The 15352-nt window shown below is 63.1% G+C and carries 20 protein-coding genes; 4 read left to right on the top strand and 16 right to left on the bottom strand.

The annotated features are described in order from the left end of the window. Nucleotides 1-5 precede the first annotated feature (5 nt). The 3 genes from AC0L2A_RS31645 to gcvA form a co-directional block, all read right to left on the bottom strand. On the bottom strand, nt 6-878 hold the full coding sequence (locus AC0L2A_RS31645; protein WP_091596287.1) for a carbohydrate ABC transporter permease: 873 nt from the start codon (nt 876-878) through the stop codon (nt 6-8). A gap of 121 nt (nt 879-999) precedes the next feature. Next, on the bottom strand, nt 1000-2310 hold the full coding sequence (locus tag AC0L2A_RS31640) for an ABC transporter substrate-binding protein (RefSeq protein WP_027152174.1): 1311 nt from the start codon (nt 2308-2310) through the stop codon (nt 1000-1002). Between the two features lie 189 nt (nt 2311-2499). Continuing rightward, nucleotides 2500-3408, bottom strand: coding sequence for a transcriptional regulator GcvA (gcvA, locus tag AC0L2A_RS31635; RefSeq protein WP_473612138.1), 909 nt, complete (start codon nt 3406-3408; stop codon nt 2500-2502). Nucleotides 3409-3622: 214 nt separating this feature from the next. On the opposite strand from gcvA, the gene AC0L2A_RS31630 reads away from it, so the two are divergent. After that, the gene (locus tag AC0L2A_RS31630; RefSeq protein ID WP_473612137.1) at nt 3623-3808 is read left to right on the top strand and encodes a hypothetical protein; all 186 of its coding nucleotides are present in this window, start codon (nt 3623-3625) and stop codon (nt 3806-3808) included. A gap of 21 nt (nt 3809-3829) precedes the next feature. Here the strand turns inward: AC0L2A_RS31630 and AC0L2A_RS31625 are convergent, their stop codons facing one another. After that, a complete protein-coding gene (locus AC0L2A_RS31625) occupies nt 3830-4786 on the bottom strand; it encodes a sugar-binding transcriptional regulator (protein WP_473612136.1) in 957 nt (318 codons plus the stop codon). A 237-nt stretch (nt 4787-5023) separates the two neighbouring features. Here AC0L2A_RS31625 and AC0L2A_RS31620 point away from each other — a divergent pair, with 237 nt between their 5' ends. After that, nucleotides 5024-5656 (top strand): HAD family hydrolase, encoded by a 633-nt coding sequence (locus tag AC0L2A_RS31620; RefSeq protein WP_473612135.1) that lies wholly within the window; start codon nt 5024-5026, stop codon nt 5654-5656. A gap of 215 nt (nt 5657-5871) precedes the next feature. On the opposite strand, the gene AC0L2A_RS31615 is transcribed toward AC0L2A_RS31620, so the two are convergent. The 8 genes from AC0L2A_RS31615 to ureC form a co-directional block, all read right to left on the bottom strand. After that, nucleotides 5872-6639 (bottom strand): class II aldolase and adducin N-terminal domain-containing protein, encoded by a 768-nt coding sequence (locus AC0L2A_RS31615; RefSeq protein ID WP_473612133.1) that lies wholly within the window; start codon nt 6637-6639, stop codon nt 5872-5874. A gap of 85 nt (nt 6640-6724) precedes the next feature. Further along, nucleotides 6725-7366, bottom strand: coding sequence for an urease accessory protein UreG (gene ureG / locus AC0L2A_RS31610; RefSeq protein ID WP_473612132.1), 642 nt, complete (start codon nt 7364-7366; stop codon nt 6725-6727). After that, a complete protein-coding gene (locus AC0L2A_RS31605; RefSeq protein ID WP_473612130.1) occupies nt 7363-7803 on the bottom strand; it encodes a DUF3995 domain-containing protein in 441 nt (146 codons plus the stop codon). The genes ureG and AC0L2A_RS31605 overlap by 4 nt, the downstream gene beginning before the upstream one ends. Continuing rightward, a complete protein-coding gene (locus AC0L2A_RS31600) occupies nt 7800-8471 on the bottom strand; it encodes an urease accessory protein UreF (protein WP_473612129.1) in 672 nt (223 codons plus the stop codon). The genes AC0L2A_RS31605 and AC0L2A_RS31600 overlap by 4 nt, the downstream gene beginning before the upstream one ends. Further along, nucleotides 8464-9033, bottom strand: a complete 570-nt coding sequence (locus tag AC0L2A_RS31595; protein WP_473612128.1) for an urease accessory protein UreE — start codon at nt 9031-9033, stop codon at nt 8464-8466. Before AC0L2A_RS31595 ends, AC0L2A_RS31600 begins: the two co-directional genes overlap by 8 nt. Nucleotides 9034-9089: 56 nt before the next feature. Beyond that, a complete protein-coding gene (locus AC0L2A_RS31590) occupies nt 9090-9683 on the bottom strand; it encodes a hypothetical protein (RefSeq protein WP_128184890.1) in 594 nt (197 codons plus the stop codon). A 42-nt stretch (nt 9684-9725) separates the two neighbouring features. Continuing rightward, nucleotides 9726-10214: a DUF29 domain-containing protein gene (locus AC0L2A_RS31585; RefSeq protein ID WP_473612126.1), complete on the bottom strand. Its 489-nt coding sequence runs from the start codon at nt 10212-10214 to the stop codon at nt 9726-9728. 105 nt (nt 10215-10319) lie between these two features. Further along, entirely contained in the window at nt 10320-12032 is a 1713-nt protein-coding gene (gene ureC, locus AC0L2A_RS31580) for an urease subunit alpha (protein WP_473612125.1), read from the bottom strand. A 191-nt stretch (nt 12033-12223) separates the two neighbouring features. On the opposite strand from ureC, the gene AC0L2A_RS31575 reads away from it, so the two are divergent. Beyond that, the gene (locus AC0L2A_RS31575; RefSeq protein ID WP_023801509.1) at nt 12224-12607 is read left to right on the top strand and encodes a hypothetical protein; all 384 of its coding nucleotides are present in this window, start codon (nt 12224-12226) and stop codon (nt 12605-12607) included. 126 nt (nt 12608-12733) lie between these two features. Further along, nucleotides 12734-13228, top strand: coding sequence for a hypothetical protein (locus AC0L2A_RS31570; protein ID WP_473584796.1), 495 nt, complete (start codon nt 12734-12736; stop codon nt 13226-13228). Between the two features lie 89 nt (nt 13229-13317). On the opposite strand, the gene AC0L2A_RS31565 is transcribed toward AC0L2A_RS31570, so the two are convergent. Genes AC0L2A_RS31565 through AC0L2A_RS31550 form a run of 4 tightly spaced genes read right to left on the bottom strand, consistent with a single transcriptional unit; the run spans nt 13318 to nt 15141 of the window. Continuing rightward, nucleotides 13318-13623 (bottom strand): urease subunit beta, encoded by a 306-nt coding sequence (locus AC0L2A_RS31565; protein ID WP_473584863.1) that lies wholly within the window; start codon nt 13621-13623, stop codon nt 13318-13320. Between the two features lie 37 nt (nt 13624-13660). Further along, nucleotides 13661-13918, bottom strand: coding sequence for a DUF1272 domain-containing protein (locus AC0L2A_RS31560; RefSeq protein ID WP_473584797.1), 258 nt, complete (start codon nt 13916-13918; stop codon nt 13661-13663). Between the two features lie 40 nt (nt 13919-13958). Further along, nucleotides 13959-14261, bottom strand: coding sequence for an urease subunit gamma (locus tag AC0L2A_RS31555; RefSeq protein WP_023801505.1), 303 nt, complete (start codon nt 14259-14261; stop codon nt 13959-13961). A gap of 43 nt (nt 14262-14304) precedes the next feature. Further along, the gene (locus AC0L2A_RS31550) at nt 14305-15141 is read right to left on the bottom strand and encodes an urease accessory protein UreD (protein WP_473612124.1); all 837 of its coding nucleotides are present in this window, start codon (nt 15139-15141) and stop codon (nt 14305-14307) included. Nucleotides 15142-15352 lie beyond the last annotated feature (211 nt).

Genomic DNA, 15352 nt, shown 5'->3' with positions numbered 1-15352 from the left:
CTCCCTTATTTGTCCAGGTTCTTGCCGACCGCGCGCATTGCGAAGAAGGCGACGATGTTGGCTAAAATGACGGCAATGATACCGCCGGCGGATGCCTGGCCGATTTTGAACTCCAGCAACGCCTTCTGGTACACGAGGAAGGGCAGGTTGGTGGAGGCGTAACCCGGGCCGCCATTGGTGGTGACGAGGATCTCGGCATAGACCGACAGAAGGAAGATCGTCTGGATCAGGATGACGACGGTTATGGCGCGCGACATATGCGGCAGCGTCAGATAGATGAAGCGGCTGACAAAACCGGCGCCGTCCATCTCGGCGGCTTCCTTCTGCTCGCCGTCGAGCGACTGCAGGGAGGTCAACAGGATCAGCGTCGCAAACGGCAGCCATTGCCAGGCGACGATGATGATGATCGCCAGCATCGGGTATTGGCCAAACCAGTCGATCGGCTGACCGCCGAAGAAGCGCGCAATGTCGGCAAAGACGCCGTATTGCGGATGCATGATCATGTTCTTCCAGACCAGCGCGGCGACCGGCGGCATGACGAAGAACGGCGAGATGACGAGGATGCGGACGATGCCCTGTCCCCACATCGGCTGATCGATCAGCAGCGCCAGCAGGATGCCGCCGATCACCGTGATCAAAAGCACGCTGGCCACGAGGATAAGCGTGTTGAGGATCGACTGCAGGAATGCCGGATTGGAATAGAAAAGCGCGTAATTCGAGAAGCCGACGAAGCCGTCGCGGATCGGGTTGAGCGGATTGTACTGCTGGAAGGAGAACCACAGGGTGAATGCCAGCGGCACGATCATCCAGACGAATAGCAGCACCACGGATGGCGCCATCATGAAGCGGGCAAGCGAACGGGTCTGCTGAGTAGCCATGACGGTCACCCTTCAAAGGTCAGCCAAATTTTTCAGTGTTGTGAAGGTGGCCGCCCGAACTGGGATTCGGGCGGCCCCTGCCGGTTAAGATAGGCAACCGGCTTTCGGCACCGGGAGGAGCCTACTGGATATAACCGCCCTCGGTCATCGTTGCGGTGGCGGCGTCCTGGGCCTGCTTCAGAGCGTCGTCGACGCTGGTCTGGCCGGCGAGTGCCGCCGAGAACAGCTGGCCGACGGTGGTGCCAAGACCCTGGAACTCGGGGATGGCGACGAACTGGACACCGACATAAGGCACCGGCTTGACGGTCGGATGCGTCGGATCGGCGGCGTTGATCGAGTCCAGTGTCATCTTGGCGAACGGCGCCGCCTTCTGGTATTCGGGGTTGGCGTAGAGCGAGGTGCGTGTTCCCGGCGGAACATTGGCCCAGCCTTCCTTCGATGCGACGAGCTCGAGATAGGCCTTGCTGGTTGCCCAGGATACGAATTTTTGGGCGGCGTCAGCCTTTTGCGTGCCGGCGGGAATGGCCAGCGACCACGCCCACAGCCAGTTGCCGCGCTTGCCCAGGCCATTGTCGGGCGCCAGCGCATAACCGACCTTGTCGGCGACCGTGGAGTTCTTTGGGTCGGAGACGAAGGAGGCAGCGACGGTGGCGTCGATCCACATGCCGCACTTGCCCTGCTGGAACAGCGCCAGGTTTTCGTTGAAGCCGTTCGAAGATGCGCCCTCCGGGCCATTGGCCTTCATCAGGTCGACATAGAACTGCAGCGTGTTCTTCCACTCGGGCTGGTCGAACTGAGGCTTCCAGTTCTCATCGAACCAGCGTGCGCCGAAGGAGTTCGACATGGCGGTCAGAAAGGCCATGTTCTCGCCCCAGCCGGCCTTGCCGCGCAGGCAGACGCCGTTCACGCCATTGGCGCGATCGGTCATCTTCTCGGCGGCCTGCTTGACGAAGTCCCAGGTCGGCGCGTCGGGCATCGTCAGCCCGGCCTTCTCCATCAGGTCCTTGCGGTACATGACGAACGAGCTTTCGCCATAGAACGGTGCTGCATAAAGCGTGCCGTCGACCGAAAGGCCACCGGCGATGGCCGGGATGATGTCCTTGACGTCATAGTCGTCGCCGAGCTTGTCGAGCGGCAGCAGCCAGCTCTGCTTGGCCCAGATTGGAACTTCGTAAGTGCCGATGGTCATCACGTCGTACTGGCCGCCCTTGGTGGCGATGTCGGTGGTGACGCGCTCGCGCAGCACGTTCTCCTCGAGCGTGACCCACTGGAGCTGGATATCGGGGTTCTTGGCGGTGAAATCGTCGGTCAGCGTCTGCATGCGGACCATATCGCCATTGTTGACGGTGGCGATGGTGATGGATTCGGCATGCGCGGCGAACGCGAGGGTGCTGGCCGACAACAGACCCAGGGTGAGCGTGCGAAGTTTCATCAAAATTCCTCCCATGGACCAAGCCGAGCATTTGCTTTGGCTGTGAGCAATTACTCACCTCGCGTGATTTATGTCAAGCCGGATTCGTTGCTGCAGCGCAGCACGCAGCCTCGTACGGATCTTGCTCCGGAGGATTTTTGCGCGCGAACAGGCCGGATGTCGGTGCCCGCTTGACCGGGTGGATATCGACTATTGGCCGGCAATCTCAGCCAGGATCCATTCGCGAAAAGCGCGGATCTTCGGCACGTTGCGCCGCGCCTGGGGATAGACCAGCCAATAGGCGTGGCCGTCGTCGCCGACCAGATCGAAAGGCTGGGTCAGGCGGCCATCGGCAAGCTCGGCCTTGAAAAGAGCGGCCGTTACGATCGCCACGCCCTGCCCGGCGATCGCGGCGTTGGCCTCATAGGCCTGCGCCCCCATGCTGGAGCCGGGGCGCTTGGCCAGTTCCTCGACCGGCAGGCCGGCGGCGATAAACCAGTCCCGCCACCAGATATCGCCGGGGTCGAGGATCGGCAGGCGCAACAGATCGGCCGGCTCCTTCACCCCGCCGATGCTTGCCGCGAGTTTCGGGCTCAGCATCGGCGTGAAGTCCGCATTGAAAAGCTTGTGCACCTCCACGCCCGGCCAGTTTCCGCCGCCGGAACGGATGGCGATGTCGATGTCCTCGCGGGCGAAATCGACGAGGCGGTTCGATGTATCGAGGCGCACCGCCAGCGACGGATGCGCGACCTGGAACGAACCGAGATGCTGCGCCAGCCAGTTCGAGGCAAAGGTCAGCAGCGTCGAGACACAAAGTACGCCGTCGGCGCCGCTGCGCGCGGCGGCATAGGCCCCACCCAACAGGGCGAACGCCTCGCTGACCGCAGGCGCCATGCGTTGCCCCGCCTCGGTCAGCACGATCTGCCTTGGCCGGCGCAGGAACAAAGGCGCACCGACGCGCTCTTCCAGAAGCTTGATCTGATAGCTCGCCGCCGCCTGCGTCATGCCAAGCTCGCCGGCGGCCTTGGTGAAGGAAAGATGCCGCGCCACCGCCTCGAACACCCGGATCGCCTGAAGCGGAGGGAGCTGGGAGACCTGCCGTGACTTGAGTTCAGGCATAAGCCCTCCTTATGGGCCGTGATCGACGTTTGATTGGCAGCAAGGGCCGAGCCGGCCGATATTTGAGGTCGACGATCACTCTCGTCTACAGCGCCGCGCGTCCTTTTGGACGCGCAAAGGACGCTGTAGCCCTTTTGATTTTGCGCATGATCCTTTCCGAAAATCGACATCGATTTTCGGGGTCATGCGCCAGAGATAACGAAGGCCGATGATCATGACCATTGTACAGGAAAAGCTATTTCTGACGTCAGGCCAAGGCTGGTTTTTGCGGCTGGCGCGGGGATTGGCACGGCACGGAGCCAGGAAACGGGCTTATCTCGACATCAGGGAATTACCGCCGCATCTGCAGCGCGACATGGGTTTTCTCGACGGCAACGATCCTTACGGCCGTCGCAAATAGCCCTGCTTGATTTATCGCAAATCAGCTGGCGGCCAGCAAGGCGGCGGCGGTCCGCTCGTCGGTGATGAGGCCGTTGACCAGCCGCCGGTTGACAGCCGCAAGGATGCCCGGCAGCTTCCGCTCGCCCATGGCGAGCGCGATCACCAGCGATTTTTCGCGCGACGGCAACGATGCCGACGACACCCTGTCATTGGTGATGCCCTCGATCATGCGGCCTTCGCGATCGAACACCCAGCCGACGATCTCGGCGACGCCGCCGGCCTTTTGCAGCGCTTTCAATTCACTCTCCGAAATGAAGCCGTCCTCGTAAAGCGGCGCCTTGGGGCCGAGATCGCCGATGCCGACGAAGGTGACGTCGGCTTCCGCGGCAAGCGCCAGCGTCGGTTGGATCATCGGCTGGCTGAGCAGCATCTCGCGCTCCTGTGGCGAGGAGGCGATGACCGGCAGCGGCATCGGGAAGGAGCGAGCCTTAACCCTGTCGGCCATGGTGAAGATGACGTTGTAGAAGGCGGCCGAACCGTCGGGCGAGATGTTGCCGGTCAGCGACACCACCTTGTGCTGCGGGCATTCCATCGGCGGCAGCTGCTCGATTGCCGCCTTCAGCGTGCGGCCGGTGCCGATCGCCATGACGATCGGCGTCGGCGAGCGCAGCCGTTTCTCGATCTCGGCGGCCGCCGCCACGGCGACGCCAATAGTCGAGGAGGAAGCGGGATCGCTTGGAACCACCTCGACCAGATCGAGGGCGAAGCGCGATTTCAGCCGGGCGGCGAGGTCGAGGCAATTGGCGATCGGGTGGTCGACACGCACCTTGATCAGCCCTTCCGACACCGCCAGCGACACCAGCCGCTGCGCCGTCTGCCGTGAGATGCCGAGCGTTGAGGCGATCTGGTCCTGCGTGTTGCCGGCGACATAATAGAGCCAGCCGGCGCGCGCCGCGTCGTCCAGCCTATTGCTGCCGTTGTCCTGCCGGGAATTCAACTTGCTGCCTCCCTGCCCCAAACACCGAGCACTAGCACCGAGCGGGAGCGCCTTGGTTTTACCCGGGAATGCGTTTGTAAGCAATTGCCTGCAACCAGAGCAATTGCTTAGGTAAGCTCCCGAGGAGCCTGCAGTGTTTCGAGTGGATGATTATAGCCCGCAATGTCGTGCAATCAGGCGCGGCAGTTTATCTCGCGAGGCAAACCCTTTAAGGGATTTCGGACAAAGGAGCCTCGCATGACGCCGAAAGCGGTTTTCTGGGACATGGATGGCACGCTGGTCGACAGCGAGCCGTTGCACGAGGCGGCGCTGATAGCGGCGCTGCACAGCGTCGGCATCGCGGCGCCGGCCAACCTGCATGAGCGCGTGCTCGGCATCGCCGCATGGCCGGTCTACGAGATGCTGCGCGACGAGTTCGGCCTCGACCTGGCCTTCGACGACTGGATCGTGCGCAAATACGACCACTATCTGCCGATGGCCGAGACGCTGAAGCCGCGCCCCGGCGCCATCGAGATCTACAATGAGCTGCGCGCGCTTGGCGTGGCGCAAGCGGTGGTGTCCAATTCCGACCGGCTGGTCGTCGACGCCAATCTGCGCATGGTCGGTCTTTTCTATCCCGGCATGAAGACGATCAGCCGCAACGACGTGCGCGAAGGCAAGCCGCACGCCGAACCGTTTCTGCGCGCCGCATGGCTGGCCGGTGTCGATCCAGCCGATGCCATGGCCGTCGAGGACAGCGTGACCGGCGCCACGGCAGGGCTGGCGGCGGGGATCAGGACGATCTTCTGGCCGGAAGCGCCCATGGCAGGGCCGTCCGGCGCGATCGTCATCAACAGCGCCGACGAATTGCGGGCTGAACTCGGGCTCTGAGCTTAGGGAGGAGAGCGTCCTTCTCCCCGTCCCTATACGGGGAGAAGTGCCCGGCAGGGCGATGAGGGGCAGCGCCGAGATTGACAAGGAAGGCGCTTGTCCGAGAGATCGTGGTCAGGCCGAGCTTTGAATTCGTCCTATACTTTCCGGCGCTTGCGCCGCCCCTCATCCGCCTGCCGGCACCTTCTCCCCGTATAGTGACGGGGAGAAGGGCATCAGTTCCGGTAAACCGGCTCCTGCTCGTCGAGGATCGCCTTCAGTTCGGACAGGTGCCGTTCGGCCTGGCCGGGATAATCTTCCTGCTCCGCTGCTGCCTTCTCGGCGATTTCATTCGACAGGACCCGCAGCGGACGGCCGGTCCACAGCGCCTTGATGTAGGTCTCGGCGGCGCGTTCGAAATAGAACATGCGGTTGAAGGTGTCGGCGACGGTATCGCCGATGACCAGCACGCCATGGTTGCCCATGACCATCACCTTCACCTTCGGATCGGTGAGCAGCTGCGAGCAGCGTTCGCCCTCTTCCTCGAAGGCGAGCCCACCATAATGGCCGTCGACGACGTGGCGGTTGAAGAAGATCGCCGAGTTCTGATCGATCGGCGGCAGTGTCGAGTCGGCCAGCGAAGCGAGCACCGTGGCGTGGATCGAGTGCACATGCATGACGCAGCGCGCATGACGGACATTGCGATGGATGGCGCCATGCAGCCCCCATGCCGTCGGGTCGGGCGCATCCGGGCCGGAGAGCGTATCGGGATCGTTGGCGTCGATCAGCAGCAGGTCGCTCGCCTTGATGCGCGAGAAATGCACCTGGTTGGGATTCATCAGGAATTGCGAGCCGTCATCGTTGACGGCCAGCGAGAAATGATTGGCCACCGCTTCATGCATGTTGAGCCGCGCCGTCCAGCGGAAGGCGCAAGCCAGATCGACGCGTTCCTCGTAGAAGGGCAGGTTGGTCAGCATTTCCTTCTGCAGGCGGGCGATGCTCATCGAAAACCTCCGTGAAAGAAGCAAGGATGCCGCGCGCCGCCGATGCGCGCAACCGGTTTCGTTTGGTGCAGGCGAGGGCTTCGGCTTACGCCGCAGTGCTTCTGGCGGCGGCGATGCGCAGCCCGCCATGCTCAACGATAAAATCGATCACCTCCTGCAGGCCCTTGCCGCGCGACAGATCGGTAAATCCGAACGGCCGCTTGCCGCGCATGCGGGCGGCATCGCTCTCCATGACATCGAGATTGACGTTCACATAGGGGGCGAGATCGCTCTTGTTGATGACCAGGTAATCCGACCGGGTGATCGCCGGGCCGCCCTTGCGCGGGATTTCTTCGCCCTGGCAGACCGAGATGACGTAGAGCGTCAGATCGGCGAGGTCCGGGGAAAACGTGGCGGCGAGGTTGTCGCCGCCCGATTCGATGAAGACGATGTCGAGATCCGGGAATTTCCTGGTCATCTCGGCGATCGCCTGCAGATTGATCGAGGCGTCCTCGCGGATGGCGGTGTGCGGGCAGCCGCCGGTCTCGACGCCGATGATGCGATCCTCGGGCAGCGCCTGAAGCCGGGCCAGCATCATGGCGTCTTCCTTGGTATAGATGTCATTGGTGACCACGGCGATGGAGAACTCGTCGCGCAGCGCCTTGCAGAGCTTTTCGGTGAGCGTCGTCTTGCCGGAGCCGACGGGACCGCCGATGCCGACGCGAAGGGGACCATTGACTTGTGTCATCCAGGGAACTCCATGATGGCCAGCACTGCAAAGCCGAGCCCTACAACCAGGCAGAGCGGCGAATAATAGCTGACATCGAGCCGCGCGAAAGGCTGTTCGGGCGCCAGCCGGCGCCACCACGGCGTGAAGCCGGCAATGCCGCGCCCCAGGAAGACCAGCGCCATGAGCAGCGCTGTCGCGGCAAGCCCGGCCTTGGGAAAGGGCGTGGCAAACACGCCTTCGAGCGCCAGCGGCCACAGTGTCGCCAGGCCGAGGCAGGCGGCGACGGCGAAGCTGGCGAAGGGCGCCGGCATTTCGTCGACGCCGCGAAAGCCGACCACCGCGCGGGCGCAGGAGGCAGCGTCCCTGCCCGGCCAGATGCCGCCAATGCCCCAATAGACATGCAGGGTGGTGATCAGCAGCAAGACGAAGGAGAGCGCGAAGGCGAGGACGATCATGAGCGGAACAGCCGCGAATATTGCGTTTCGTGCTTCATCGCCATGACATCCGAGACGAACGCGCAGCCGCCGAGATCATTCAGCGTCGAGCCGGCGGCGCGAGCGGCAGTTTCCAAGGCCAGCGGCTCGAAGCCGGCGAGCAGCGCCGTGGCGCCGGTCTGGCCGACGACGCCGAGCCGGATCGCGGCCTGGACGAGGTTGGAAAAGAAGCTGTGCAGGAAGGCCGACAGTGAATCGTGCAGGGCAATGGCGTTGCCACCGGCAGTTGCACCGACGGCGACGCAATAGGCGCACTCGGCCGGCAGACGGTCGAGCACCTGACACGGCCAGGCCGATGCCGCCTTCAGGAAGGCGGCGCCCTGCAGCATGGTCTCGCTGTGGCGCTCGCGCGAGCCGGCCAAGGCCTCGGCGAGGGCTGCGATTTCGGCGAGATCGCCGGCTTGGCGGGCGCGCCGCCAGCTTTCGGCAAACAGCACGGCATCGTTCCAGCCCGAGCCCATCTCGACCAGCGTCTCCAGCCATGCGGCGAGGTCTTTGCTGTCGGCGACCAGGCCGGCATGCACGGCTTGTTCGAGACCATGGCTGTAGGAAAAACCGCCGACCGGGAAGGCAGGCGACAGCCACGCCATCAGACGCAACAAAGCGACGTTGGAAGGCTGGTCAGTCATGGTCGTGCGAATGGCTGTGGGTATGCGATTCGCTATGGGCATGGGAATGCGACCCGCTGTGCGCATGCGCCTCGGCATGGGCATGACCGTGACTGTGCCCGGAATAGGCGCCGCGCACCGGCTTGAACGGCTCGGAGACGTCGCTCACCGTGGCGCCCAGGCCTTCCAGCATCGCCTTGATAACGTGATCGCGCAGGATGAGGATGCGGTTAGCCTCGATGGCGGCGGCAAGATGGCGGTTGCCGATATGCCAGGCAAGCTCGGCCAGATGGACAGGGCCGCTGGCACGGATATCGTAGAGCGGTTCCTCGGCCGCGACGATCTCGATATGACGGCCATCCTCCAGCACCAGGCGGTCGCCATCGTTCAAGGCCACCGATTCGGGCAGGTCGACCAGCACTCTATCGCTACGGGCCGTTTCTATGGCGCGGCGGCGCAGATGCCGCTCGTCATGGGCAAGCACCGCACGATCGTAGGGCGCGACCGCTCCTGCCTCGCCGGCGCTCAGAACCGAGACGGCACGCGGGAATTTGGTGAAATCGGTGCGGATGTCGAGCTTCATGTAAAACTTCCTCTCCCAAAAAGCGTAGCCTATCGCGTGCGCCGCCCCAATGGTGCTCAAACGATCGTGTCGAAGAGCCGCAGGATGAACGATATCTGGTAGACGAGCGCGGCGGCGACAAAAGCGATGTGAAAGCGACGATCGCTGACCAGTATCGCGATGACGCAAAGCGTGACGAACACCGGCGTGCGGAACAAATATTCGACGCCGAAGCGGGCGAAATGCTCCGGCCCCTTGAGCAGCGTATCGATCACGTCGAGCAGATAGGTCGCCGCCAGCAGGCCGAAGAACCAGGCGCGGCGCGAATAGAAAAAATCCTCGTAGCTGGTGTAGTCCAGCATCTGGTCCGGAAACAGCAGCGCGCAGAGCAGGAACAGCGTGACGGCGTAGAAGATGATGAACAGGTATTTTCCGAAGGTCCAGGTCTCGATCTGGAACAGGCCGAACTCCCACCACCAGAAATGCACCAGCATCAGGAGCACCGACACAACCCAGGCCAGATGCACCGAATAGAGCCGGTACTGGCCAGGATGCTGGACGATGCGGGCCAGCCCCGACAAAAGACGCGTGACGCCAAGGCCGATCACCATGCCCATAACGATACGGATGTGCGGGAAGATGTCGTGGGCGTAAGGGAGTTGCTGGTTCATTAGCACCCCCTTTGGCAAGGAACGCAGTAAAGAAGAAGCCAGCTAATCCCGCAGGAAATCGGCCATCGAGAGTGGATTGCCCGGCCAAAATCGTTCATCGAGCGCCTGCTTGCATGTGAAGGAAGGTTCGCCTGGAAAGTGAGATTTCCTGAGACCCGTTTCCCTGACCGCGACAAGCAAAGCGTCTTTATATGTATCGTCGAAAATCTGAGCGGGATATCGGCGAAGACTCGGGCTGTCCTTGATGATGTTTCCGATCCAGATGCGCTGTTCGGAAATTGACGACTGCCAACTATGACTTCGATGGCCGGGTTGGAATTCCCATTTCAGGAGATGTGCAAGCAGCACCTCCATCCGACTGCGAATCTCTCGTTTGTCACGTCTCCCCAAGCTCTCGATCTCCTCGGCAAGATTCTCACGATCGAGGTCGGAGAAACGAGCTTCGCGCAACAATGCGCCTTGCTCGGCGCACCACTGGACGTAGTCCGCTTCGTAGGGAGTGAGGGCCCTGAGACGATCAATCCTGTTCATGAGGCCCATCATGCCGCAATTTCGAGACAATCGCAAAACGGCACGTCAGAGCTTGGACAACTGAGCACCGAATTTGACGCCCCGCCAACAGGGCGTTTGTAGGGATCAGAACAAAAAGTACCTCTGCGCCATCGGCAGCACGGTGGCCGGTTCGCAGGTGAGCAATTCGCCGTCGGCGCGGACTTCGTAGGTTTCGGGATCGACCTCGACATGCGGGGTGGCGTCGTTGAGCACCATCGAATGCTTGCCGATGCCGCCACGGGTGTTGTCGACGGCGACCATCTGCTTGTCGACGCCGAGCCGGCCGCGCAGGCCGGCATCGAGCGCGGCTTTCGAGACAAAGGTCACCGACGAGTTGGTCATCGCCTTGCCATAGGCGCCGAACATCGGCCGGTAGTGCATCGGCTGCGGCGTCGGGATCGAGGCGTTGGGATCGCCCATCGGGGCGGCGGCGATCATGCCGCCGATCAGCACCATGTCGGGCTTGACGCCGAAGAAGGCCGGGTTCCACAGCACCAGGTCGGCGCGCTTGCCGACCGCCACCGAGCCGATCTCGTTCGACAGGCCGTGCGCGATGGCCGGGTTGATCGTGTATTTGGCGATGTAGCGGCGGACGCGGAAATTGTCGTTGTCGCCGGTCTCCTGCGGCAGCGAGCCGCGCTGGCGCTTCATCTTGTCGGCGGTCTGCCAGGTGCGGATCGCCACTTCGCCGACGCGGCCCATGGCCTGGCTGTCAGACGAGATGATCGAGAAGGCGCCGATGTCGTGCAAAATGTCTTCGGCGGCGATGGTCTCCTTGCGGATGCGGCTTTCGGCGAAGGCGATGTCTTCGGGGATCGACGGCGACAGATGATGGCAGACCATCAGCATGTCGAGATGCTCGGCCAGCGTGTTGACGGTGTAGGGCCGGGTCGGATTGGTCGACGACGGGATGACATTGGGCAGGCCGCAAACCTTGATGATGTCGGGCGCATGGCCGCCGCCGGCGCCTTCGGTGTGGAAGGCGTGGATGGTGCGGCCCTTGATCGCCGCCACCGTGTTCTCGACAAAGCCGGACTCGTTGAGCGTGTCGGTGTGGATCATCACCTGCACGTCATAGTTGTCGGCGACCGACAGGCAGCAGTCGATTGCCGCCGGCGTCGTGCCCCAGTCCTCGTGCAACTTTAGCGAGCAGGCGCCGCCCAGCACCATTTCTTCAAGCGCGGCCGGCAACGACGCGTTGCCCTTGCCCGACAGGCCGATGTTCATCGGGAAGGCGTCGAAGGACTGGATCATGCGCGCCAGATGCCACGGGCCGGGCGTGCAGGTCGTCGCCAGCGTGCCATGCGCCGGTCCGGTGCCGCCGCCGAGCATGGTGGTGATGCCTGACATCAGCGCCTCCTCGATCTGCTGCGGGCAGATGAAATGGATATGCGCGTCGAAGCCGCCGGCGGTGAGGATCTTGCCCTCGCCGGCGATGATTTCGGTGCCGGGGCCGATGATGATGGTGACGCCGTCTTGCATGTCGGGATTGCCGGCCTTGCCGATCGCGGCAATGCGGCCGTCGCTCAGGCCGATATCGGCCTTGAAGATGCCGCCCGACGCGTCGACGACCAGCGCATTGGTGATGACGGTGTCGACCGCGCCTTGGGCGCGGGACACCTGGCTCTGGCCCATGCCATCGCGAATAACCTTGCCGCCGCCGAATTTCACCTCTTCGCCATGCAGCGTAAAATCCTTCTCGACCTCGATGAACAGCTCGGTATCGGCAAGCCGCACCTTGTCGCCGACGGTCGGGCCGTACATCTGCGCATAGGCGGCGCGGGTGATTCTAGCCATAAGCAATTGCTCCCGAAATACGGCCGCAAATGCGGACCCAAGATACAGCCGGGCGAAGCCCGGCCCCACATTGTCGCCATCCTATGGTCACGCAATGACCTGCTGGGCGACACCTTCCGATCCCATTTAACGTTTGAGGTGGCAGGGTCACCCCAAAACGACCGTTTGCCAATCGATGGAAAGGAAGTTTTATGCGCAAAACGATCTCTCTCGCAGCCGCCGCCACCCTGCTGCTCGCGACCGCCGCCAGCGCCCAGCAACAGCCGGCGCCGCAGCCTGCCGAGCCGCCGGCTTCGCCCGCTCCCGCAGCACCCGGCGCTCAGCCGCAAGCACCGGCGATCCAGACCGTCAACGTCGTCGACATCGAGGAACTGCCCAAGGAAACGCAGACCAAGGTCAACGAAGTGATCGCCAAGCGCGGCGAGGACGGCCTGCAGAAATTGCGCAGCTCGATCGACGCTACCCCCCAGGTCAAATCCGCGCTCGAAGCCAAGGGGCTCACCTCGGCGCAAGTGATCGCCGCCAGCATGGACGCCAACGGCTCTCTGACCTTGATCACCAAGAAAGCGAGCTGACGATGCGCTGTGGCGGGCCGGCACGAGGCCGGCCTGCCGCATCGGGGAGGGAACCTTCGCAGGGCGGAATACGTTTCGACTTTTTGGCCTAGAAGCGAGCCTCGAAAGCGGCTCTGAGAGCGAGCGATGGCGATCACCACCTTCCCCGACAGCAGATGGCTGCATATGCTTGCCGCAACTGCGTTTCTTGCGGCGAGCGCTCCCCAGGCCGGGCTGAATGCGCAGGGCCTTGAAGGCCCTGAGACCCAGAACAAGATCATCGGCTCGGAGGTCGGCCAGGAAGAGACCAACACGGCTGTCGAGGCCGGCAAAGTCGCTACGGCGATCGACCGGACGCGTGAAAACATCGGCGCGGTGCGCAAGACATCCAAGCTCGACAAGGTCGATATCGTGTTCCTTACCGACGCCGCGCGCACGGAAGGCGGGCTGCCGCCGGCGATCGAAAGCAAGGTCGAGCAGCATCAGGACGACATTGCGGAACTGCGCGACGAGATCGAGGCGAACGCATTGCTGTTCAACGCCATCGACTCTCGACGCGTGCAGACCGAAGACGTTCTCGCCGTCGAATTCGACGATCCTGGCAAGGTCGTCATCTACGCGGCGGCCAAGCCGCCCAGCTGAGCCGAAACCGCTCGACGCTCTGGATCGCACAACGCGACCAGGGGATCTCACAGCGCGCCCAGGGAATCTCACAACGCGACCAGGGGATCTCACAATGCGCCCATGATCTTCTGCTGGAACCCGTAGACCTCGCGCTTGCCGCCGAGCGGCACCAGGGTGACGTCGCGCTCCTGACCGGGCTCGAAGCGCATTGCGGTGCCGGCGGCGATGTCGAGGCGCATGCCGCGCGCTCCGTCGCGATCGAATTTCAGCCCCTCATTGGTCTCGAAGAAATGATAGTGGCTGCCGACCTGGATCGGCCGGTCGCCGCTGTTGGCCACCTTCATGGTGATGGTCGGCTGGCCCTTGTTGAGTTCGATCTCGCCGCCTGCCGTGATGATTTCGCCCGGGATCATCGCCATCGATATGCCTTTCGCTGTCAGGATCGTGCCGTCACGCGGCGCGGCGCTCCGGGCCGCAGCCTTCGGCCTTGAGGACGCGCTTTGTCGAGGCGGGATATTTGTTCAGCATCGCAGCCGGCCTTATCGGGCGCGGCGCGAAATCACCACCGCAGTTAGGGCAAAAGCCTCCCAGAACACGGTCCACGCACTCGGCGCAGAAGGTGCACTCGAAGGTGCAGATCAGCGCATCCGTCGCCTCAGGCGGCAGATCCTTGTCGCAGCATTCGCAGTTGGGGCGTAGCTCAAGCATTTTTCTCACCTTACCTTGTCGGCCCTCACCGTATCGGCCCTCATCTTATCGGTTCATGCACGGTCACCAGCTTGGTGCCGTCGGGAAACGTCGCCTCGACCTGGACGTCGTGGATCATCTCGGCGATGCCTTCCATCACCTGCGCGCGGGTGACGACGTGGGCGCCGGCCTCCATCAGCTCGGCGACCTGGCGGCCGTCGCGGGCGCCCTCGACGACGAAGTCGGTGATCAGCGCGATCGCCTCCGGGTGATTGAGCTTGACGCCGCGTTCGAGCCGCTTGCGCGCCACGATCGCCGCCATGGCGATGAGCAGCTTGTCCTTTTCCCTTGGCGTCAGATTCATGCGTTTTCCCAGGATGGCGTAGACAGGAGCGGTGTAATCGGAATCAGAGTGACCATAATTTGGGCAGACCGGCCAGTCCGTTGAGCAATTCGACAAGCGGAACCAGCCGCTTGCGGAGCTGGTAGCCGTCCTCGGCAAACAGCCTCGCAAGAAGCTTGCCAGATTTTTTCACGCTCCAGACGCTGGCATCGCCCTGGCCGCCGATGATGTCCCGGGCCGGATCGAGCAAAGCCTCGACCCGCGGCGAGATCATCAGCACCGTCGCCATGGCGATGGCGCCGCCGGCCACGGCGGAACGGCCCAGAATCGCCGCAATGTCCGGCCCGATGCGGAAATCCTCGGCATGAAGCAGCGCTCCGTCCTGGCTGACCCGCCAGCGGTCGTGGAAAGCGCCGTGCGCCGCGCGTTCGCCCATGGCGAGGCGGCCAAAAACGGTCGCCTCGAGCACCAGCGCCTCGGCGCCGGCGGCAAGCTCCAGGTCGAGCCGGCGGGCAAAGGCCGATCGATCGAAGACGATGGTTTCCTGCGGCAGCCAGGCGATGCGGCCGCCGGCGCCGACGGTCAGCTTGACCCGAACCTCGGCACGATCGGACGCAGCGCGGTAGATTTTCTCGCAGGCCTGGGTGGTTATGCTGGCGCAGGCGCCGGCGTCGACATCGACCTGCCAGCCAAGGCGGTCGCCGCCGGTCAGCCCGCCGGCGGTGTTGATCAGCACGGCTTCGAGCGGATCGGCCGAGACTGCCGGCATGCGGATCTTGGCGGAACCATCCTGATAAAGCCGCCGAAGACGCGTGCGGCCGCCATTGCTGTCACAGCCAAGCCGCGCCGTGCCGGCGACGCGCTGGGCCGGCGGCACAAAGGTCAGGTCCTGTCCGATCATATCCACGGCGCCAACTTAAGCACACTCATATGGTTTGAATCCGAAATTCGCATCGCTTTGGAGCAGCGTAATGAACGAATTTCGGATTCAAAGCCATATGAGCAACTTACAGGATTCTGGCGTGGGGGGGGGGGGGTGGTGGGGGGGGGGGGGGGGGGGGAAAGAAAATAATAAAAGATTAAAAAAAAAACAACCCCCCGCGGGGGGATAT

This window comes from Mesorhizobium sp. WSM4844, assembly GCF_055811775.1.
The sequence above is the reverse complement of the archived record's forward strand: the minus strand, read 5'-3'. Positions and strand labels throughout refer to the sequence as shown.